This is a genomic window from Kitasatospora sp. NPDC001132 (assembly GCF_053598415.1).
The window spans coordinates 48,345-67,136 of the sequence record NZ_JBSFKF010000009.1; the positions used below are offsets into that span (position 1 = coordinate 48,345).

The following is an 18,792-nucleotide window of genomic DNA, read 5'->3' on the forward strand; positions in this document are numbered from 1 at the left end:
CGAGCCCCGCCGGTGAGACCGAGAGCCGGGTGCGACCCCTGAACCTTGCCGTCACACTTGAGGCTGTCGACGGAGCGGGAACAGCGCCTCTCCGTCGCGCAAGGCCTGCGCCGGGGCGTCCCGGCGCGATCCGTACACGGCAATGAGGTGAAGGCGATGCCCCTTCAGGGCGAGTACGAGCCCAGTCCGACGCAGTGGGTGCGCGAACAGGTCGAGCTGTACGAGAGTTCGGGCGGCACCCAGGGCACGACGCTCCGGGAGACGGGCCTGCCGGTCGTCATCGTCACGATGCGCGGCGCGCAGAGCGGCAAGCTCCGCAAGATTCCGCTGATGCGCGTGGAACACGAGGGGCGGTACGCGGCGGTGGCCTCGAAGGGCGGCTTCCCGCAGAACCCGTCCTGGTACTCCAACCTCAAGGCCGACCCGCGGGTGGAGCTCCAGGACGGCCCCGACCGCCGGGCCATGACGGCGCGTGAGCTCACCGGGGACGAGAGGGCCCAGTGGTGGCAGCGCGCGGTCGCCGCGTATCCGCCGTACGCCGAGTACCAGGAGAAGACCCAGCGCGTGATCCCGGTCTTCGTGCTCGAACCCAGTTAGCGGAACGTGCCGGGCGGCCCGTGCGGGCTCGCCCGGCACCTCCGCTCGTCCGTAGTCGTCCAGCGTGAGAAGTCGGCCTGCCCGACTTCTCACGCGGTCAGCTCACGCGGTCAGCGGCGCCCCGGACAGCCGGGCCCGGCGGCGCTCCGGGTCGGGCCGGCTGCAGCGGCGACCGCGACGGCGGTGGCCAGGCAGGCGAGCAGGCAGCGGGTGACGGGGTGGCGTACGGCGCGCAGCAGGGCGGGCGTGGCTTCGCGGGGCGTCATCGGGGGATCCGTTCACCTGAACCCGTCCGCCCCGCCGCCGGCCCCCTCCCGCCCGGCGGCTACCGTGACCGGCATGCCCACCGCCCCGCACCGCCGCCTGCTCGCCGCCCGCGCCACCAGCCCCTCGTACCCCGAGGTGGGCGCCACCCGGAACGGGGGCGGGAGACTGCCGGACGGCTACGCCCACCTGCGGCGGCGGGTCCACCTCGGGCACGGGCGGGAGGTGCTGGAGCGGGCCGGGAGGTACGTGCTCGCCTGGGGCAGCCAGTTGGGCACCGGCTTCGCGGTGTTCCCGGCCGGCCCCGCCCGGCAAGGCGAAACGGTACTGCTGCGGCTGAACCTGCCGGGGATCCGGTGGCCGCGGCTGGTGATCCCGTGCCGGGTGGTGTGGACGGTGGACGAGCCGGACCGGATCGGATACGGGTACGGAACCCTCCCGGGGCACCCGGAGTGCGGCGAGGAGGCGTTCCTGGTGTCGATGGACGCCGCCGGCGAGGTGTGGTTCGAGGTCACCGCGTTCTCCCGGCTGTCCGCCTGGTACGCCCGGCTGGGCCGCCCGGTGGCCCTGCTCTGCCAGCACCTGGCGATCGAGCGCTACCTCGCCGCGGTGGCCGCGCACGTCCGCTGAGTCCGCCGCTCGGGCGGCGTCAGCCGCGCCGCTCGGGCGTCGGCCGCGCCGCTCGGGCATCAGCCGAGGAAGGACAGCCGGACGGTCCGGCGCGGGTTGTCCCCGTTGGTGTCGACCAGCACCACCGACTGCCAGATGCCGAGCGCCAGTTGGCCGCCGAGCACCGGCAGGGTGGCGTGCGGGGCGACCAGCCCGGGCACCACGTGGTCCCGGCCGTGCCCCGGGCTGCCGTGCCGGTGGCGCCAGCGGTCGTCGGCCGGGAGCAGGTCGCGCAGGACGGCGAGGAAGTCGTCGTCACTGCCGGATCCGGTCTCCAGCACCGCGATCCCCGCGGTGGCGTGCGGGACGAAGATGTTGAGCAGGCCGTCGCGCCCGACGGCCCTTTCGTCGAGGAACGCGACGCAGCGGTCGGTGATGTCGAGCGCGACCTCGCGGGCGCCGGTGGTGATCTCGAAGGTGCTGCTCTGGAAGGTGGTCGTCGGGTACGGGCCGGGCTGGGGGGAGTGGTTGTTGTCCGCCATGGCGCCATCCTGTCCCAGGCCGGCGGGCCGGGCGTACTCCCTCGCCGTCTCGCCGTGCCGGAGGGGCGAACTCGCGTAGGGTGAAAGGTTCAGACCACAGCACCCCGGGCGCCGGGGGTACCCACCCGGGCACGGCCAGGGCACGCCCCGGGCACACCGAAGACCCGGCGGACCGGATGGTCCACCGGGTCGGTTGCCGACCGGGCGGCGGGGAGGGACCCGTACCGCCGGCCGGACCAGGCTCTAGCCGCGCCCACCGAAGAGGCTCCGACGCAGCCGACGCAGCGGCGTCAGCAGCGAGATCCTGGTGTGGCGACGGCGGATCGTCGGGACCTCGGCGCCGCGCGGCGTGAGTTCCCTTATCAGCCCGAGCGCCTCGGCGGTGTCCACCGCCGGGAGTGCGGGCGCGCCGAGCACGGCCAGGTGTCGGTCGATCCGGCGGCCGGTCGTGCCGACACCGCACTGGATCGCCGGCACGCGGGGCCGAGTCCGCACTTGCATGTGTTCCATCAGTTTTCCCACCCCTACGAGGCGCCAGGGCCGTGAGGCGAAGACTATCCGTGACGGACGGCCTTCGCGCAACCGTCCTCGGTGTTGTGCCACCGTACCGTGCGGCGTCAACTGACGAAGCACCAGGGGCCGCCCGGCCGGTCACGACTAGGCATCAATGATGGTGCACGACCAGCCGCCCGTCACCAGGGACGGCCGATCCGGCTGCGGCGACGCCGCGCACGGCGCCCGCCCGGCGCCGCGCCTCGGCCCGCTCCTCGACCCGTGCCTCCACCCGCGCCTCCGTAATAGGGGACGGCCGCCACATCGACAAAGTGATCACCGAGGCGCCCGCCGAGCGGCCCGGGCCCGCCCGGCGAGCGTCATCGGCCCCTGACCACCCGACTTCAGGAAGTGAACACATTCGAGGGATTGACTCCCGTCAAACCTCCAAGCAGTATTCTGATGCACGCGCCGGTGCCCGCACCGCACTCAAGCGCGTGTTCGAGTGGTGAAGAACTCGGGCTCCCCGCGAGCCACTGCCCGGCCGCCTCGACGCTGCGGCGGCCAGGCTCGCGCGGTGCCCGGACCGGCGGTCGGCCGTAGAGGGTCGGCCGGACCGCCACCTGACTGCCGGTGCCGCCCCGCACGGGGCCCGGCACCGGCGGTTCCGGGTCCACCACGAACGCCCGCCCCCGGACACCCGCCCACGGGCCCGCCACAGCCGCTGGTCCCCACCGCGCCCGCACCGACCTCCAGGCCCCCACGGCGCCCGGCCGGCCGTCCGCGCAGGTCGCACCCGGTGGATCGGTACACTCGGCCAGCGTGTCCCTCCTCCTCAGCATCGTGCTCCCGGTCCACGGCGTGGAGCGGTACCTCCCGCGCTGCCTCGACTCGATCCTCGCCGACACCCCCGCCGCCGAGACCCGTTTCGAGGTGATCGCGGTCGACGACCTCTCCCCCGACGGCTCCGGCGCGATCCTGGACGCCTACGCGGCCCGCGACAGCCGCCTGCGGGTCCTGCACCTCACCGAGAACCAGGGCCTCGGCGGCGCCCGCACCGCCGCCCTGCCGCAGGCCCGTGGCGAGTACGTCTGGTTCGTGGACAGCGACGACTGGGTGCCCGAGGGGACCGTCGGCGCCCTCCTGGACGAGCTGACGCAGGAGAGCCGCCGGGACACCCCCGCCGACGTGCTGATCACCGACTTCACCCACGTCTACCCGGACGGCGGGACCGAGCCCAACCCCTGGCGCCACGTGCTGATCGGCTCCCCGCTGGTCGAGGGCTGCACCCTGGCCGAGCACCCGGCGCTGTTCCAGACCGTGATGTCGGTGTGGAACAAGCTGTTCCGCCGCGCGTTCCTGGACGGCCTCGGCGTCTCCTTCGGCCGCGGCTACTACGAGGACATCTCGGCCACCTACCCGGCGCTGCTGGCCGCCGAGCGGCTGCGCTACCTCGACCGCCCCTGCTACTTCTACCGGCGCGGCCGGGACGGCGCGATCACCGCCACCGCCTCCCCCAAGCACGCCGACGTGTTCGCCCAGTACGACGCGATCTTCGCCTTCCTGGACCGCCCGGACCGCCCCGGCCGACCCGTCCCGGACTCGCTGCGCACCCTGGTCTTCGACCGGACCGTCCGCCAGGCGCTGAACGTCTACGACACCCCCGGGCTGGTCCCCACCGACCTGCGCAGGGACTTCTTCCAGCGGATCGCCCGGCACTTCGACCGCCACCGCCCGGCCGACTACCGCTTCCCCGGCGGGGTTCGCGGCGTGCAGTACCGGCTGGCCGCCCGCGGCGCCCGGATCGCGTACGCCGAACTGCGCCGCACCGGCCGGCTGCCGCGCGAACTCAAGCGCGGGGCGAGGGCGGTGGCGCCCGCGGTGAAGAAGGGGATGCGCAGCAGCGCCCGGTTCACCGCGTACAACGCGTTCCGCCGGCTGCCGCTGGACGAGAACCTCGCGGTCTACGCCGCGTACTGGCACCGGGGTTACGCGTGCAGCCCGGCGGCGATCTACGAGAAGGCGAAGGAACTCGCGCCGCGGATCCGGGGCGTGTGGGTGGTGGAGAACCGCGCCCAGGCCGCCACGCTGCCGCCCGGGGTGCCGTACGTGATCGTCAACACCCCCGCCTACCTCAAGGCGATGGCGACCGCCAAGTACTTCGTCAACAACGTCAACTTCCCCCGCACCATGACGAAGCGGCGGGGCACGGTGCACGTCCAGACCCAGCACGGCACCCCGCTCAAGGCCATGGGCATGGACCTGCGCGACCACCCGGCGGCGGCCGAGGGAATGGACTTCGAGGCGCTCCAGGAGGCCGTCGACCGCTGGGACTTCCTGGTCTCCCCCAACCCGCACACCAGCGAGCACTTCGCCCGCGCCTTCCCCGGCCGGTACGAGATGCTGGACACCGGCTACCCGCGCAACGACCGGCTGGCGAACGCCACTTCGGACGAGGTCCGGGCGATGCGCGAGCTGCTCGGACTGCGGCCCGGCACCCGGGCGGTGCTGTACGCGCCGACCCACCGCGGCAGCAAGGGCGGCTACGTGCCGCTGCTGGACGTGGCGGAGCTGGCCCGGCGGCTGGGCCCGGACTTCACGCTGCTGGTGCGCACCCACTACTTCCACACCGGTGGTCCGGGCGACCTGGCGGAGGCCGGGGCGGAGTCGGCGCGGATCGTGGACGTCTCGGCGCACCCCACCGTCGAGGACCTCTACCTCGCGGCGGACGTGCTGGTGACGGACTACTCGTCGATGATGTTCGACTACGCGGTGCTGGACCGGCCGGTGGTGATCTTCGCCCCGGACTGGGAGGAGTACCAGCGGGAGCGCGGCGTCTACTTCGACCTGTTCGCGGAGCCGCCGGGCGCGGTCACGGTGGACGCGGACGGGCTGGCGCGGGCGCTGCTGGCGGGCGACCCGGAGCCGGCCGCGCGGGCGCGGTTCCGGGAGAAGTTCTGCGTCTGGGACGACGGCGGGGCAGCGGAGCGGGTGGTGCGCCGGGTGTTCCCGGTGGAGAAGTAGCGGTTCGCGGCGGAGAAGTAGCGGTTCGCGGCGGAGGGGCAGTGGTTCGCGGCGGAGGGGGCTCTAGGCCCGCGCGAGGACGGGCCTCCGGACGGGGCCGGTGCCGCCGGTACGGCGACCGGCCCCGTCGGCGCGGGCTCAGCGCCGGCGGGCGGCCAGGAACTCCTCGAAGGTCAGGACGCCGTCGTGGTTGGTGTCCATGCTGTGGATCAGCGCCTCGGCCATCGAGAGGGTGACGTCGTGGTCGCCCATCTCATTGGCGGCCAGGGCGTACTCGGCCGCCGTGATCTTGCCGTCGCCGTCCTTGTCGAAGCGGTCGAAAAAGGCCTTGATCGCCTCGGTGGTCTCCATCGTGCCCTCCTGGGTACTGCGCGGTGTTGCTCTGTTCCGACGGCCGTACCCTACCCGGCCGTGGTGCGCGCCACGGTCGCCGGGAGTGGACGTGCGCGGGGGTGGGTGTCGTAGTCTGCGGATCTGATTGCGGGCCCGGGCTCCTCCCGGGCGGTCGTTCGTCCAGGGAGGGAATCGTGCTCGACCTCGTCACCAAGTTGGTGCTGAAACCGGTCTCGCGGGGGATCTGGCGGCCGGTCATCGAGGGAATCGAGAACGTGCCGCGCAAGGGCGGGGTGATCCTCGCCAGCAACCACCTGTCCTTCATCGACAGCGTGGTGATCCCGCTGACCGCCCCGCGCCGGGTCCACTTCCTGGCCAAGGCCGAGTACTTCACCGGCACCGGGCTCAAGGGCCGGCTCTCCAAGGGCTTCTTCGAGGCCATCGGCGCCGTGCCGGTCGAGCGCGGCACCTACCGTTCCGCCCAGGCCTCGCTGGAGTCGGCGCTGGAGATCCTGGAGGACGGCAAGGCCTTCGGCATCTACCCCGAGGGCACCCGCTCGCTGGACGGCCGCCTCTACCGGGGCAAGACGGGCGTCGCCTGGCTCGCGCTGACCGCGGGCGTGCCGGTGGTGCCGGTGGCCCTGGAGGGTCCGGAGCAGATCCTGCCGGTGGGCAAGCGGGTGCCGCGGCTGAAGAAGGTGACGGTGCGCTTCGGCGAGCCGCTGCACTTCGACGAGCTGCACGGGCAGGCCCGCTCGCTGAAGGCCCGTCGGCAGGTGACCGACGAGGTGATGGCGGCGATCCAGCGGCTCTCCGGCCAGGAGGTCGCCGGGAGCTACAACGAGGTCCCGAAGGCGGCCTGACCGGCGGCCGCTCGCCGGCGTCGGCGGTCCGTCGGCGGCCTGGCCGATCGGTCGGCATGGCCGGTCCGTCAGCGTCGTCGTCGTGCGGCCGGTCCGTCAGCGCGGCCGGGTCCGTCACACGGACTCCGGCGCGGCCGCTTCGGGCTGCCCGGCGGGCTCCGGCGCGTCGGCCCGGACGGCGGCCTCCGGCACCTCCCGGCGCAGCAGCGCCGCGTACCGGCCGTCCAGCGCCACCAGCTCGTCATGGGTGCCCAGTTCGACCACCTCTCCGCGGTCCAGGACGGCGATCTGGTCGGCGGCGCGGACGGTGGAGAGCCGGTGCGCGATGGTGATGGTGGTGCGGCCGGCGGCCAGGGTGTCCACAGCCTGCTGGACGGCGCGCTCGGTGCGGTTGTCGAGCGCGCTGGTGGCCTCGTCGAGGATCAGCACCGGCGGGTTGCGCAGGATCGTCCGGGCGAGTGCGAGGCGCTGCTTCTCGCCGCCGGAGAACCGGTAGCCGCGCTCGCCGACCAGGGTGTCGTAGCCGTCCGGGAGGGCGGCGATGGTGTCGTGGATCTGCGCGGCCCGGGCGGCCTCGACCAGTTCGGCGTCGTCGGCGCCGGGCTTGGCGAAGCGCAGGTTCTCGGCGACCGAGGCGTGGAAGAGGTAGGTCTCCTGGGAGACCACGCCGACCGCCCGGGACAGCGTGTCGAAGGACAGTTCGCGCACGTCCACGCCGTCCAGGCTGACCTGTCCGCCGGTCACGTCGTACAGCCGCGGGACGAGGTAGCTGAGGGTGGTCTTGCCCGAGCCGGTCTCGCCGACCACGGCCAGCGAACTCCCGGCCGGGACCGTCAGGTCGACGCCGGACAGGGTCGGCCGCTCCTGCGTCGGGTCGTAGCGGAAGTCGACGTCCTTGAAGCGGACCTCGCCGCGGATGTCGGTCAGGGTGATCGGGTCGGCCGGCTCGTCGATCTCCACCGGCAGGTCGAGGTACTCGAAGATGCGCTGGAAGAGCGCGAGCGAGGTCTGCACGTCCACCCCGGTGGAGAGCAGGCTGACGGTCGGGCGGAAGAGGCCCTGCTGGAGGGTGACGAAGGCGACCAGGGTGCCGACGGAGACGATCGGCGCGCCGGCGGCGGAGGTCAGCCCGGCCGCCCAGTAGATCAGCGCGGGCATCGCGGCCAGCACGATCTGGATGGTGTTCATCCGCCAGCGCCCGGCCATGCTGGCCCGCACCTCCAGGTGGGCGAGCTGGTCGGACTGCCCGGTGAACTCCCGGGCGAGCGAGTCGGAGCGGCCCATCGTGCGGCCGAGCAGGATGCCGCTGACTGAGAGCGACTCCTGGACCGCCGAGCTCATCGCGGCCAGCTGCTTCTGCCGCTCGGTGGTGATCTTCTTGCGTTCCTGGCCGACCCTGCGACTGATCCAGACGAAGAGCGGGAGCAGCAACAACGAGACGACGGTCAGCCGCCAGTCCAGGGCGACCATGGCGAGGACGGAGGCGACCACCGCGGTCAGGTTGGAGACCAGGCTGGTCGCGGTGGAGGTCACCGTGGACTGCATGCCGCCGATGTCGTTGGCGATCCGGGACTGGACCTCGCCGGTGCGGGTGCGGGTGAAGAAGGCCAGCGACTGCCGCTGGAGGTGGCCGTAGACGGCCGTGCGCAGGTCGTGCATCACGCGCTGGCCGACGGTGGTGGAGATCAGCGTCTGGAGGACGTTGAAGACGCTGTTCACCACGGCGGTGAGGATCATCCCGAGCGCGAGCAGGCTGAGCAGCCCGGTGCGGCCTTGCGGGATCGCGGTGTCCAGGACGGCCCGGAGCAGGAACGGCGACACGACCGAGACCACGGCGGAGGCAGCGACCAGCAGCCCGACCACGGCCAGACGGCCCCGGTACGGGCGGAAGAGGGCGAGGATGCGGCGCCACTGCGCGGGCGGGCGGGGCTCGCCCTCGGCGCGCTCGGGCGGGGTCCAGTCGATGGCGGTGGGCCTCAAGGACGGGCCTCCCTGGGTGGGGCGGTCGGGCGGACGGGCGGGTTGGGGGCGACATAGCGAGAATAGCTCATAGTTAGACAAGCTAATAGTGAGGGCAGCTCTATTCCTCGGCCCTCGCCCCTCGGCCCCCAGCGCTCGGCCCTCGGCGCTCGCTCCCGCTTCCCCGGGAGGCCTCGCTGACCCGCGCCGACCGCGCCCGACCGCGCCGATCGTCAGTTCGTCCGGTACGTGCGCGCCGCCTTCGAGGAGAGCCCGCCGAGCTTCCCGGAGGGCAGCACCCGGGCGATGGCCACGGCCATCTTGTACCGCTTGCTCGGCACCGACACGGACCGGCCGCGCGCCAGGTCGCGCATCGCCTCGTCCACGACCCGCTCGGCGGAGAGCCAGGACCAGGACGGGATGTTGCCCGTGCCCATACCGGCCCGCTGGTGGAACTCGGTCCGGGTGAAGCCCGGGCACAGCGCCATCATCCGCACACCCGTACCGCCGAGGTCGCGCATCACGCCCTGAGTGAAGCTCACCACCCAGGCCTTGCTGGCTCCGTAGGTGCCGCGCGGCAGGAACGCCGCCACCGAGGCGACGTTGACGATCGCTCCGCGGCCGCGCTCCCGCATGCCGGGCAGGGCGGCCGTGGTCAGCCGCAGGATCGCCTCGATGTGCACCTTCAGCATGGCCAGCTCGTCCTGGAGCGGGACCGTCCCGAAGGCGCCCTTGTTGCCGAAGCCCGCATTGTTGACCAGGAGGTCCACCGGGCGGGCCGAGTCGGCGAGCCGGGCCTCCACGGCGCCGATGCCCTCGTCGGTCGCGAGGTCGGCGGTCAGCACCTCCGTCTCGATGCCGTACCTGCCGTGCAGGTCGGCGGCTGCGCGCTCCAGGCGCTCGGTGTCCCGGGCCACCAGGACGAGCCGGTAGCCGCTGCGGGCGAGCCGGCGGGCGAAGGCGGCTCCGATGCCGGCGGTAGCGCCGGTGATCAAGGCTGTGGTCATGCCCCGACCGTACCGACTCGTCGCACCCGAGCACACACCCAGGGCGACCCCACCTGCTCGGCGACCTCCGGATGCAGGCCCCGGGGGTGCTCGTACTGTCGAACGGGGGCATCGTCCGACCGGGCGGATACCATTCGAGGAGGCACATCTGATGCTTGCTCAGTTCCGGGCCGAAACGGCTTCGACGTCACACAGCGCGACGCTGGAGGCCGAGACACCCGCGAGCCTGACGGTGGAGGACGAGGCCGTCGTGTCCGACGCGCCCACGTATCTGCCCGAGGCCACCGGCGCGGTGCTGCTGGCCGCGCTCCTGCTCCTCTCGCCGAAGGGCCCGAGGGAGAAGCCGACCCGGTAGGACGGCTCCTCCCCCGTCGGGCCACGCGCCCGTGACCACTCCCTCCTGAAGGGGGACCCGCTCACCATGCCAACCGCCGAGACCCCTCTCCGTGACGAGTTCGCCGCGGCGGTCGAGCGGGTGGCGGACCGGACCCTCGCCGTCCTCCAGGACGGCGGGGGCACGGCCGCACTCGCGGACCCCGACAGCCTGGTACCCCGCCCCCTGCCGGCCGCGGTACGGGTGCTCGGCGCGGACCTGTTCGCGCCGCAGCTGCTCACCGGCGCGGAACCCGACGGCACCGCCGCCGCCCTGCTGTCCGAGGCACGCGTCCTCCCGCCCCGGTACATCCCCGGACTACCGGGAGCCGGTGCCGTCCGGGCCGACGGGGCCGACCTGCTGCGCTACCTCCGGGCCCACCTGGACGGCGGACCTGCGACGAGTCCGGACGGCGGACTGGTGAGGGGCCCGGGCCCCGGACCGGCCACGGGCCCGGACGGCGGACCCGCGACGGACCCGGACGGCGGGCTGCGGACCGCACTGCGGGACGTCCAGCGGCTGCGGTTGCGGCTGCCGCACTCGACCGACCGGATCGGCCTGGTGTGGATGCACCGCCGCTCGGGCGACCGGGACCTCTCCTTCCACAGCGGCGGCACCCGGGGCTTCACCGCCTTCGTGGGGTTCTCACCGGACGGCCAGGCGGCCGTCGCCGCGGTGGCCAACACCGCCCCGGCGCTGGACGGCCGGTTCGTCCAGGCCGGGTACGAGGTGCTGCGGGCCGCCAGCCGGCCTGAGGGTGCCGGTACCGGTCCCCGCCCGGGCGGGGACGGTTCCGCCCGGGAGGGGACGCTTCCGCCCGGGCGGGGACGGTTCCCGGTTCAGACGGCGACGGCCTTGGCTCGGTCGGCGGCGATGTTCACGGCGAGGCCGGCGAGGACGGTGCCCATCGCGTAGCGCTGGATCCGCAGCCAGCCGGGGCGACGGTTGAGGAAGGCCGCGATGCTGCCCGCGCTCACCGCGATCAGGCCGTTGACGGTGATCGCGATCGCGATCTGGGTCAGGCCCAACAGCAGGCTCTGCACGGCGACGTGACCGCGCTCCGGGGCCACGAACTGGGGCAACAGCGAGATGTACATGATGGCGATCTTGGGGTTGAGCAGGCAGGTCAGGAAGCCCATCGCGAACAGCCGGCGCGGCGGGTCCGGCGGCAGCTGCTGCGGGGCGAAGACCGCCGTGCCGCCCGGCTTGACCGCCTTCCAGGCCAGCCAGAGCAGGTATCCGGCACCGGCCAGCTTGATCGCGGTGTAGAGGACGGGCACTATCGAGAACACCGCGGCCACCCCCGCCGTCACCGCGCCCAGGTAGACCAGGAAACCGGCCCCGACCCCGAGCAGCGAGATCAGCCCGGCGCGGCGGCCCTGCGCGATCGAACGCGACACCAGGTAGATCATGTTGGGCCCGGGCGACAGCACCATGCCCAGGGCGACGGCGGCGATCCCGAGCACGGCCCGGCCGTCCACGGCGGATGTCAACGCGTCCATGCGAGGAGGCTAGGCCGGGCAATCGGCTCGATGCAATGATGACTTTGCACTCGGTGCAATGCGAGCCGCTGGAGGGCCGACCCCGATGGACGACTACCGCCTGCTCGCCGACCGGATCGCCGCCGAGATCGCGGACGGGCGGCTGCGGCCCGGCCAACAGCTGCCGACCCAGCGCGCGTTCGCCCGCAGCAGGGGAATCGCCGCCTCGACGGCCGGGCGCGTCTACCGGGAGCTGGCCCGGCGCGGACTGACCGTCGGGGAGGTCGGTCGCGGAACCTTCGTCCGGGCCGGACACGCACCGGACGGCGCACGGGTCGCGCTCGCGGAGCCGTCCGCCACCCCCGTGGACCTGGAGCTCAACTACCCCTCCGTCCCCGGGCAGAGCGAGCTGCTGACGGCCGGACTGGCGCCGCTGCTGCGGCCGGACGCGCTGGGCGAGGCGCTGCGGCCGGTCGGCGCGGCGGGAACGGGCGCGGCCCGGCGGGCGTTCGCGGGGCTGCTCTCGGTCGACGCCTGCGACGCCTGTGACTCCTGCGATTCCTGTGACTCCTGCGGCTCCTGGCACGTCGACGCGGCGGACCTGCTGTTCGCCGGCAACGGGCGGCAGGCCATCGCCGGGGCGCTGTCCGCCCTGGTGCCGCCCGGGCAGCGGCTGGGCGTGGAGGAACTGACGTACCCGGTGGTCAAGGCGGTGGCGGAACGGCTGGGCATCGTGCTGGTACCGCTGGCCGTCGACGAGCACGGGCTGCTGCCTGACGCCGTCGCGGCCGCCCATCGGACCGCCGGTCCGCTGCGCGCGGTGTACGTCCAGCCGCGCCTGCAGAACCCGCTCGGCGTGAGCCTCCCGCGGGAACGGGCGGTGGCGCTGGTGGCCGTGCTGCGGCGGCTCGACCTGACGGTGGTCGAGGACGCCGTCTGGTCCTTCCTCCGGCCGGGGTCGGCGCCGCTGGCCGCGCTCGCGCCGGAGCGCACGGTGCTCGTGGACAGCCTCTCCAAGCGGCTCGCCCCGGGGCTGACCACCGGGTTCGCGGTCGTTCCCGCGGCGCTGCGCGAGCGGGTGGCGGGGGCGCTGCGCTCGGGCGGGTGGGCGCCGAGCGGCTTCGCGCTGGAGGCGGCCGTGCGCTGGATCGGGGACGGCACGCTGGCCTCGGTGGAGGCCTCGAAGCGGGCCGACGCGACGGCCCGGCAGCTGCTGGCGCGCGAGGTGCTGACGGGGCAGCGGCTGCGGTCCGACCCGGGCTCGTACTACCTGTGGTGGGAACTGCCGCCGGGCCTGCGGGCGGAGGCCTTCGTCGCGGAGGCGGCGCGGGCCGGGGTGTCGGTCACGCCGGCGGCGGCATTCGCCGTCGATCCCCGGCGCTCGCCCTCCGCCGTCCGGGTCGGGCTCGCCTCACCGCCGTTGCCGGTGCTGGCGCGGGCGCTGGAGATGCTGGCGGTGATCGCTGCGGAGCTCGGCGGAGGGCGGCGAACAAGCTAGGGGGGACGGGTGACAGATGACAGCTGACAGATTTCGAAATCTGTCAGCTGTCATCCGTTCGCTGTCATCCGTCTGCTGTCATCCGTCTGCTGTCGTCCGTCTGCTGTCATCTGTTCGCAGCCAGCCGCCGGCCGCCGGACTGTCAGCCGTCAGCCGCCCGACCCGCTCCGGCTCCCCCGGGCCTCCGTGTCCGCCGCGCCCCCGGCACCGACGGCGCGCAGGCGGCTCGCGGCGGTGGCGGCGAGCTGGGGGGCGAGCCGGGCCACGTCCCGGGAGCCGACCACCGCGATCATGGTCGGCACCAGCCAGCGGACCGGCTGCATCCCGCGCAGCCAGGCCTGCGCGTAGACGTGGGCGGACCGGCGGGCGATCCCGGCGACGATCCGCTCCACCGCGGGTTCCAGCGGGTACGTCTTGTTCGCCGGCCACGGCAGCCGGGATCGCATCTGCCTCAGCACGGCGTCCTGGTCGGCCCCGCGCACCATGTCGGTGTCGGTCCAACTCAGGTACCCGACACCGACCTTGATCCCCTGGTACGCCACCTCGGCACGGATCGAGTGGGCGAAGGCCTCCACCCCGGACTTGCTGGCGCAGTAGGCGCTCATCAGCGGCGCGGGGGTCAGCGCGGCGAGCGAGGCGATCTGGAGCAGGTATCCGCGGCTCTCGGCGAGCGCCGGCAGGAAGGCCCGCGCGGTGGCCACGCTGCCGAGCAGGTTCACCTCGATGACCCGGCTGAACGCCTTGTGGTCGCTGTCGGCGAGCGGCCCGCCGATGGCGATCCCGGCGTTGGCGACGACGGTGTCGATCCGCCCGTAGTGCTCCTTGATCCGGCGGGCGGTGTCCTCCAGCGCCTCGAGGTCGGTGACGTCCACCTCCCAGCTGGTGGCGGACGGACCGCACCGCTCGGCGACGTCCTTCAGCTCCTCCGGCTCCAGCCCGAGCAAGGCCACCTTGGCCCCGCGCCGGGCGAGCTTGCGGGCCAGCGACGCGCCGACGCCGCGCGCGGCCCCGGTGACGACGACGACCTGCGCGGACAGCGGCGGGATGGCGTTCATGCGACGGAGGTCCTCTCCTCGACGGAGGCGGGAACGGTGCCGACGGGCTCGGCACCAGCGACGGCACCAGCGACTGAAGCGGCGGCGGAAGCGGCGGCCAGGTACGCCGAGGCCATCCGGTGGATCTCGGCGGCGACCTCGTCCGGGCGCTCCAGCGGCGACATGTGGCCGACCCCGGGGAGCAGCAACAGCCCCTGCGGGTCCTGGAGTTCGGCGACGATCCGGTGGGCGTGCACCGGCGGGGTCAGGCGGTCGGCGGTGCCGACCACCACCGCCGTGGGCGCGGCGAGCCGGGCGAGCCCGGCGTGGACGTCCAGCCGGTCCAGCACCGCGGCCCAGTTGGCGCGGACGGCGGTCGGGCAGGCGTGCACGATCCGGGCCGTCGCCTCGACCTGACCGGCGGGCGAACCCGGCCCCATGGTCGCGTACTTGAGCGCCACCCGGCTGACCGGCGAGACCGACCCGAGCGGCATCCGGGAGCGCAGCAGCTGCCGGTGCAGGAGGCGCCGCAGTCCCGGGGAGCGTACGGCCGGTGGCAGGACGGCGAGTTCGGCCACCAGGTCGCCGGGCCCGGTGGAGATCAGGACGGCCGCGGCGGTGCGTTCGGCGACGTCGGGTCGGCCGCCGGCGGCCATGATGGTCATCCCACCCATGCTGTGTCCGGCCAGCACGGCCCGCTCGCCCGCCGGAACGGTCCGCGCGAGCACGGCGGAGAGGTCCTCGGCCAGTGCCCGGGTCGAGTAGCGGGCCCGGCTCGGCGGGATCTCGCTGCGTCCGTGGCCGCGCTGGTCGTAGGCCACCACCCGGTAGCGGTCGGTCAGTCGGCGGATCACCGGGGCCCAGAAGGCGGTCGAGCAGGTCCAGCCGTGCGCGAGTACCACGGTGGGCGCGCCGGGCCGGCCGTGCACCTCGACGTGCAGCCGGATGCCGTCCGCCGACCGGATGCTCAACTCCTCCGCCGGAACCGGTGGTTCGTACCCATCGGGGAGGTGGACGCCACTCATGCGGAGACCTCCTGGCCGGCGGTGCGGGCGGCGGTCGGTGCGGCGCGCATGATCAGTTCGTACTCGCCGAGGTCGACCTTGCGGGTGGCCCGGCGGAACGAGGTGGTGGAGCCGGGCCAGAGCACGGTGTTCTTGCCGTTCGGGTCGAGGTACCAGCTGAGGCAGCCGCCGGTGGTCCACACGGTGCGGTCCATCCGGTGCTGGAGTTCGAGGTTCCACTGCCGCTGGGCGCGCGCGGTGGGCTGCATCGCGGCGGCTCCGATCGAGCCGAGCGTGGTCAACGCGTCGATCATGTAGTTCAGTTGGGACTCGATCATCAGGATCATCGAGCTGTTGCCGAGGCCGGTGTTGGGCCCGATGACGAAGAAGAGGTTCGGGAAGCCGTTCACGGTCGAGCCGCGCAGCGCCTCCATGCCGTCCTTCCACTCCTCCGCCAGGCTGGTGCCGTTGGTACCGAACACCCGGGCGCCGATGGGCATGTCGGTGACGTGGAAGCCGGTGCCGAAGACGATGGCGTCCACCTCGTGCTCGCTGCCGTCGGCCGCGACCAGGGTGGAGCCGCGCAGTTCGCGCAGGCCGGAGGAGACGACCTCGGTGTTGGCCGCCGCGAGCGCCGGGTAGTAGGTGTTGCTGAGCAGGATGCGCTTGCAGCCGATCCGGTAGTCCGGGGTCAGCTTGGCGCGCAGCGCCGGGTCGGGGACGCCCTGGGCGATGTGGCGTTCGGCGAGCCGCTGGACCAGGCGCAGCAGTCCGGGGCGGCGCACGAAGGCGTCCACCTGGATCTCGCGGAGCGCGAAGAGGGTGCCGCGGCGGATCTTGGTGGTGACCGGCAGGCGGCCGTGCAGCCACCTCTCCAGCTGGGTGATCTCGCGGTCGCGGCGCGGCAGCACCCAGGCCGGGGTGCGCTGGAAGACCGTCAGCTTTCCTACCTTGGGCTGGATCGACGGGATGATCTGGGCGGCGGAGGCGCCGGTGCCGACCATCGCGACGCGCTTGCCGGTGAGGTCGAAGTCGTGGTCCCAGCGGGAGGAGTGGAACACCTTGCCGGGGAACCCGCTGAGCCCGGGCAGGTCGGGGATCTGCGGGTCGGCGAGCGGTCCGGCGGCGGAGACGATGGCGTCGGCGGTCCACTGGCCGGCCGAGGTGGTGATCCGCCAGTGGGTCCGCTCGCTCTCCCAACGGGCTTCCAGCACATCGGCGTTGAAACGGAGGTGGGGTCGGAGGCCGAAGACGGTGGCGACCTTCTCCAGGTAGGCGCGGATGTCCGGCTGGCCGGAGAAGCTGCGCGGCCAGTCGGGGTTGGGCGCGAAGGAGAAGGAGTAGAGGTGCGAGGGCACGTCGCAGGCACAGCCGGGGTAGCTGTTGTCGCGCCAGGTGCCGCCGACGGAGTCCGCGCGCTCCAGGACCACGAAGTCGGTGATCCCGGCGCGGCGCAGTCGGACCGCGGCGCCGAGGCCGCCGAAGCCGGAGCCGATCACCGCCACCCGGACGTGCGGGACGGACTCCTGCGCAGCGGCGGTGTCGGTCGCTGCGGACGCGCCGGAACTGGGGCGCTTGCTGCTGGATGCCATGCGGCAACCTCCTGAGGATGGGACGGTGATCGTCGCGCTCTCCCGGGGGTCTGCGGCCCCGGGACCTCCCGGGGGCTCGCCTCCGGGACCCCGCCAATCGCGCCAGCAATCACTGGCATCGTTGGCAGGGTAGCCCTTGCTGACACCGGATGGAAGAAGCACGACAGCTCCGGTTCGGGGATCGTTCCGAGCCGACGGTCCTATGCTGATCGCCGTGGACAAGGTCAGAGCTGCTGCGGGCGACAGAAAACGCGAGTACCGGGTGGAGGAACTGGCCGAGGCCGCCGGCATCACCACCCGCACCCTGCGCTTCTACCGCGAGCGCAAACTGCTTCAGCCGCCCCGCAAGGAGGGCCGCATCGCCTGGTACGGCGAGGAGCACCTGGCCCGGCTGCGGATGATCGGCGAACTGCTCGAGCGCGGCCACACCTTGGGCGGCATCGCCGAGCTGATCGGCGCCGGGGAGAGCGGGCGGGACGTCGCCGGACTGATCGGGCTGGAGGCGGCGATCGTCGCACCGTGGTCGGACGAGACGCCGGTGCGGCTGGACTGGGAGGAGCTGAAGGCGGCCTTCGGCGACCAGCTCACCGAGGAGAACACCGCCGAGTCGATCGCCCAGGGCTACATCACCGTCGAGGAGGACGGCATCACCCACGTCAGCCGCCGGCTGATGGACGCCACCACCGAGTTGGTGGCGGAGGGGGTGCCGCTCTCGGCGGTGCTGGAGGCGAGCCGCCGCACCCGTGAGCACGTGGACGCCATCGCCGAGATCTTCATCGAGGTGGTCACCGAACACCTGCTCAGCGCGCTCGCCACCGACACCCCTCTGCCGCGCGGCGAGGCGGCCCGGCTCACCGAGCGCATCCTTCGGGTCCGGCCGCTGGCACGGACCGTCGCGGACGCCCAGTTCACCCTCGCGATGGACCGGCGGGTCCACGTCGAGTACGCCGAACTCCTGCGCCAGCGACGGGAGAACGGCTCCGAGGCGTAACCGGGCCACTGGCCGGGCAGGGATTCCGGCGCCCCGCCCGTACGTTGGAGGTGCCGCCGATGCCCCGACCGCCCAGCCGCCGCACCGCTCTCGGCCTTGCCGCCGGGATCGCCCCCGGGCTCGTGCTCGCCGCGTGCGGGGCCGGCTCCACGGCCTCGAGCTCCGGCTCGTCCGGATCTTCCGGCACTGGCGGGACGGGCGGGACCGGCGGCGCTGGCGACACCGGCAGCACCGGCGGGCCCCGGACGGTCCGGCACGCGCGCGGCGAGAGCACCGTACCGGCGCGGGCGAGCCGGGTGGTGGCCCTGGACAGCGACGCGCTGGACTCGGTGGTCACCCTCGGGCTCGACCCGGTCGGCGCCACCACCGTCGCGGCGGGTACCGCCTTCCCCGCCTACCTGCCCGCCGAACGGCTGGCCGGTACGAAGCCCGTCGGGGCCATCGGCCAGCCCAGCCTGGAGACGATCGCCGCACTGCGGCCGGACCTCATCCTGAGCAACCAGGTCCGCGACGACAAGCGGTACGACGAACTGTCGAAGATCGCGCCGACGGTGCTCACCCGGACCACCGGGCCGACCTGGAAGGAGAACGTCCGGCTGCACGCCGAGGCGCTGGGCCGGACGGCCGAGGCCGACGCGGCGGACGCGGCGTTCCGGGCGAAGCTCCGGGACCTGGTCACCGCGCTCGGCGGGCCGGCCAGGGCGGCGGCCACCCGGGTCGAGATGGCCCGCTTCCTGGCGGGCGCGCCGACCAGGCTCTACCTGAACGACACCTTCGTCGGCTCCCTGCTCAAGGACCTCGGGCTCGGCCGGCCCGCCAACCAGGACAAGACCGGCTTCTCGATGGAGATCAGCCCCGAGCAGGTGGACCAGGCCGCGGCGGACGTCATCTTCTACTCCGTGTACGGGGACGAGGCCAAGTCCGACCAGGGGAAGATCACCGGAGGGGCGCTCTGGAAGAACCTGGACGCCGTGAGGAGCGGGCGGGTGTTCCGGGTGGACGACGGTTTGTGGATGCTCGGCATCGGCTACACCGGGGCCGGGCTGATCCTGGACGAGATCCGCAGGGACCTGGTGCCGACGGTCGGGTGACGGGTGCCGGGTGACGGTGCCGGATTTCAGATGTCAGC

The 18,792-nt window shown here is 73.4% G+C and carries 19 protein-coding genes; 9 read left to right on the top strand and 10 right to left on the bottom strand.

All coding sequences use genetic code 11. The features are described from left to right. Positions 1 to 156 precede the first annotated feature (156 nt). Positions 157 to 597 (top strand): nitroreductase family deazaflavin-dependent oxidoreductase, encoded by a 441-nt coding sequence (locus ACWDBE_RS14750; protein ID WP_449793271.1) that lies wholly within the window; start codon positions 157 to 159, stop codon positions 595 to 597. A 110-nt stretch (positions 598 to 707) separates the two neighbouring features. Here the strand turns inward: ACWDBE_RS14750 and ACWDBE_RS14755 are convergent, their stop codons facing one another. Further along, positions 708 to 863: a hypothetical protein gene (locus ACWDBE_RS14755; protein ID WP_449793272.1), complete on the bottom strand. Its 156-nt coding sequence runs from the start codon at positions 861 to 863 to the stop codon at positions 708 to 710. A 73-nt stretch (positions 864 to 936) separates the two neighbouring features. Between ACWDBE_RS14755 and ACWDBE_RS14760 the strand changes: the two genes are divergently transcribed. Further along, positions 937 to 1,491: a DUF1990 family protein gene (locus tag ACWDBE_RS14760; protein ID WP_449793273.1), complete on the top strand. Its 555-nt coding sequence runs from the start codon at positions 937 to 939 to the stop codon at positions 1,489 to 1,491. Between the two features lie 59 nt (positions 1,492 to 1,550). On the opposite strand, the gene ACWDBE_RS14765 is transcribed toward ACWDBE_RS14760, so the two are convergent. After that, the gene (locus ACWDBE_RS14765; RefSeq protein WP_449793274.1) at positions 1,551 to 2,012 is read right to left on the bottom strand and encodes a YjbQ family protein; all 462 of its coding nucleotides are present in this window, start codon (positions 2,010 to 2,012) and stop codon (positions 1,551 to 1,553) included. A 243-nt stretch (positions 2,013 to 2,255) separates the two neighbouring features. Then, entirely contained in the window at positions 2,256 to 2,522 is a 267-nt protein-coding gene (locus tag ACWDBE_RS14770) for a hypothetical protein (protein ID WP_449793275.1), read from the bottom strand. Positions 2,523 to 3,326: 804 nt separating this feature from the next. Here ACWDBE_RS14770 and ACWDBE_RS14775 point away from each other — a divergent pair. Beyond that, positions 3,327 to 5,528 carry a bifunctional glycosyltransferase/CDP-glycerol:glycerophosphate glycerophosphotransferase gene (locus ACWDBE_RS14775; RefSeq protein ID WP_449808183.1) on the top strand — a complete coding sequence of 734 codons (2,202 nt, stop codon included), beginning with the start codon at positions 3,327 to 3,329 and terminating at the stop codon, positions 5,526 to 5,528. A gap of 138 nt (positions 5,529 to 5,666) precedes the next feature. On the opposite strand, the gene ACWDBE_RS14780 is transcribed toward ACWDBE_RS14775, so the two are convergent. Beyond that, positions 5,667 to 5,879 carry an EF-hand domain-containing protein gene (locus ACWDBE_RS14780; protein WP_392871794.1) on the bottom strand — a complete coding sequence of 71 codons (213 nt, stop codon included), beginning with the start codon at positions 5,877 to 5,879 and terminating at the stop codon, positions 5,667 to 5,669. Positions 5,880 to 6,055: 176 nt separating this feature from the next. Between ACWDBE_RS14780 and ACWDBE_RS14785 the strand changes: the two genes are divergently transcribed. Beyond that, positions 6,056 to 6,724 (top strand): lysophospholipid acyltransferase family protein, encoded by a 669-nt coding sequence (locus ACWDBE_RS14785; protein ID WP_449793277.1) that lies wholly within the window; start codon positions 6,056 to 6,058, stop codon positions 6,722 to 6,724. 114 nt (positions 6,725 to 6,838) lie between these two features. On the opposite strand, the gene ACWDBE_RS14790 is transcribed toward ACWDBE_RS14785, so the two are convergent. Together ACWDBE_RS14790 and ACWDBE_RS14795 are read right to left on the bottom strand one after the other, a co-directional pair. Beyond that, a complete protein-coding gene (locus ACWDBE_RS14790) occupies positions 6,839 to 8,704 on the bottom strand; it encodes an ABC transporter ATP-binding protein (RefSeq protein WP_449808184.1) in 1,866 nt (621 codons plus the stop codon). Between the two features lie 212 nt (positions 8,705 to 8,916). Beyond that, positions 8,917 to 9,690 carry an SDR family NAD(P)-dependent oxidoreductase gene (locus ACWDBE_RS14795; protein ID WP_449793279.1) on the bottom strand — a complete coding sequence of 258 codons (774 nt, stop codon included), beginning with the start codon at positions 9,688 to 9,690 and terminating at the stop codon, positions 8,917 to 8,919. A gap of 151 nt (positions 9,691 to 9,841) precedes the next feature. Here ACWDBE_RS14795 and ACWDBE_RS14800 point away from each other — a divergent pair, with 151 nt between their 5' ends. Together ACWDBE_RS14800 and ACWDBE_RS14805 are read left to right on the top strand one after the other, a co-directional pair. Then, positions 9,842 to 10,045 (top strand): hypothetical protein, encoded by a 204-nt coding sequence (locus ACWDBE_RS14800; RefSeq protein WP_449793280.1) that lies wholly within the window; start codon positions 9,842 to 9,844, stop codon positions 10,043 to 10,045. Positions 10,046 to 10,111: 66 nt separating this feature from the next. Continuing rightward, positions 10,112 to 10,978 (top strand): hypothetical protein, encoded by an 867-nt coding sequence (locus ACWDBE_RS14805; protein ID WP_449808185.1) that lies wholly within the window; start codon positions 10,112 to 10,114, stop codon positions 10,976 to 10,978. On the opposite strand, the gene ACWDBE_RS14810 is transcribed toward ACWDBE_RS14805, so the two are convergent. Then, positions 10,903 to 11,565: a LysE family translocator gene (locus ACWDBE_RS14810; protein ID WP_449808186.1), complete on the bottom strand. Its 663-nt coding sequence runs from the start codon at positions 11,563 to 11,565 to the stop codon at positions 10,903 to 10,905. The two genes, ACWDBE_RS14805 and ACWDBE_RS14810, sit on opposite strands and share 76 nt — an antisense overlap. A gap of 85 nt (positions 11,566 to 11,650) precedes the next feature. Here ACWDBE_RS14810 and ACWDBE_RS14815 point away from each other — a divergent pair, with 85 nt between their 5' ends. Continuing rightward, a complete protein-coding gene (locus ACWDBE_RS14815; RefSeq protein ID WP_449793283.1) occupies positions 11,651 to 13,042 on the top strand; it encodes an aminotransferase-like domain-containing protein in 1,392 nt (463 codons plus the stop codon). 149 nt (positions 13,043 to 13,191) lie between these two features. Here ACWDBE_RS14815 and ACWDBE_RS14820 read toward each other — a convergent pair whose 3' ends face one another. The 3 genes from ACWDBE_RS14820 to ACWDBE_RS14830 are packed head-to-tail and all read right to left on the bottom strand — an operon-like array spanning position 13,192 to position 16,672. Next, on the bottom strand, positions 13,192 to 14,097 hold the full coding sequence (locus ACWDBE_RS14820) for an SDR family oxidoreductase (RefSeq protein ID WP_449808187.1): 906 nt from the start codon (positions 14,095 to 14,097) through the stop codon (positions 13,192 to 13,194). Continuing rightward, positions 14,094 to 15,101 (bottom strand): alpha/beta fold hydrolase, encoded by a 1,008-nt coding sequence (locus tag ACWDBE_RS14825; RefSeq protein ID WP_449808188.1) that lies wholly within the window; start codon positions 15,099 to 15,101, stop codon positions 14,094 to 14,096. Before ACWDBE_RS14825 ends, ACWDBE_RS14820 begins: the two co-directional genes overlap by 4 nt. Then, positions 15,098 to 16,672: a flavin-containing monooxygenase gene (locus ACWDBE_RS14830; protein WP_449808189.1), complete on the bottom strand. Its 1,575-nt coding sequence runs from the start codon at positions 16,670 to 16,672 to the stop codon at positions 15,098 to 15,100. Before ACWDBE_RS14830 ends, ACWDBE_RS14825 begins: the two co-directional genes overlap by 4 nt. Before the next feature lie 202 nt (positions 16,673 to 16,874). On the opposite strand from ACWDBE_RS14830, the gene ACWDBE_RS14835 reads away from it, so the two are divergent. Together ACWDBE_RS14835 and ACWDBE_RS14840 are read left to right on the top strand one after the other, a co-directional pair. Continuing rightward, entirely contained in the window at positions 16,875 to 17,663 is a 789-nt protein-coding gene (locus ACWDBE_RS14835; RefSeq protein ID WP_392871836.1) for a MerR family transcriptional regulator, read from the top strand. Positions 17,664 to 17,722: 59 nt separating this feature from the next. Next, the gene (locus ACWDBE_RS14840; protein WP_449808190.1) at positions 17,723 to 18,754 is read left to right on the top strand and encodes an ABC transporter substrate-binding protein; all 1,032 of its coding nucleotides are present in this window, start codon (positions 17,723 to 17,725) and stop codon (positions 18,752 to 18,754) included. Positions 18,755 to 18,792 lie beyond the last annotated feature (38 nt).

What these genes read in the sequence shown, in the direction of transcription:
- ACWDBE_RS14750 (WP_449793271.1), top strand. Translation starts at nt 157, where the DNA reads ATGCCCCTTCAGGGCGAGTACGAGCCCAGTCCGACGCAGTGGGTGCGC.
- ACWDBE_RS14755 (WP_449793272.1), bottom strand. Translation starts at nt 863, where the DNA reads ATGACGCCCCGCGAAGCCACGCCCGCCCTGCTGCGCGCCGTACGCCAC.
- ACWDBE_RS14760 (WP_449793273.1), top strand. Translation starts at nt 937, where the DNA reads ATGCCCACCGCCCCGCACCGCCGCCTGCTCGCCGCCCGCGCCACCAGC.
- ACWDBE_RS14765 (WP_449793274.1), bottom strand. Translation starts at nt 2,012, where the DNA reads ATGGCGGACAACAACCACTCCCCCCAGCCCGGCCCGTACCCGACGACC.
- ACWDBE_RS14770 (WP_449793275.1), bottom strand. Translation starts at nt 2,522, where the DNA reads ATGGAACACATGCAAGTGCGGACTCGGCCCCGCGTGCCGGCGATCCAG.
- ACWDBE_RS14780 (WP_392871794.1), bottom strand. Translation starts at nt 5,879, where the DNA reads ATGGAGACCACCGAGGCGATCAAGGCCTTTTTCGACCGCTTCGACAAG.
- ACWDBE_RS14795 (WP_449793279.1), bottom strand. Translation starts at nt 9,690, where the DNA reads ATGACCACAGCCTTGATCACCGGCGCTACCGCCGGCATCGGAGCCGCC.
- ACWDBE_RS14800 (WP_449793280.1), top strand. Translation starts at nt 9,842, where the DNA reads ATGCTTGCTCAGTTCCGGGCCGAAACGGCTTCGACGTCACACAGCGCG.
- ACWDBE_RS14805 (WP_449808185.1), top strand. Translation starts at nt 10,112, where the DNA reads ATGCCAACCGCCGAGACCCCTCTCCGTGACGAGTTCGCCGCGGCGGTC.
- ACWDBE_RS14810 (WP_449808186.1), bottom strand. Translation starts at nt 11,565, where the DNA reads ATGGACGCGTTGACATCCGCCGTGGACGGCCGGGCCGTGCTCGGGATC.
- ACWDBE_RS14815 (WP_449793283.1), top strand. Translation starts at nt 11,651, where the DNA reads ATGGACGACTACCGCCTGCTCGCCGACCGGATCGCCGCCGAGATCGCG.
- ACWDBE_RS14820 (WP_449808187.1), bottom strand. Translation starts at nt 14,097, where the DNA reads ATGAACGCCATCCCGCCGCTGTCCGCGCAGGTCGTCGTCGTCACCGGG.
- ACWDBE_RS14825 (WP_449808188.1), bottom strand. Translation starts at nt 15,101, where the DNA reads ATGAGTGGCGTCCACCTCCCCGATGGGTACGAACCACCGGTTCCGGCG.
- ACWDBE_RS14830 (WP_449808189.1), bottom strand. Translation starts at nt 16,672, where the DNA reads ATGGCATCCAGCAGCAAGCGCCCCAGTTCCGGCGCGTCCGCAGCGACC.
- ACWDBE_RS14835 (WP_392871836.1), top strand. Translation starts at nt 16,875, where the DNA reads ATGCTGATCGCCGTGGACAAGGTCAGAGCTGCTGCGGGCGACAGAAAA.
- ACWDBE_RS14840 (WP_449808190.1), top strand. Translation starts at nt 17,723, where the DNA reads ATGCCCCGACCGCCCAGCCGCCGCACCGCTCTCGGCCTTGCCGCCGGG.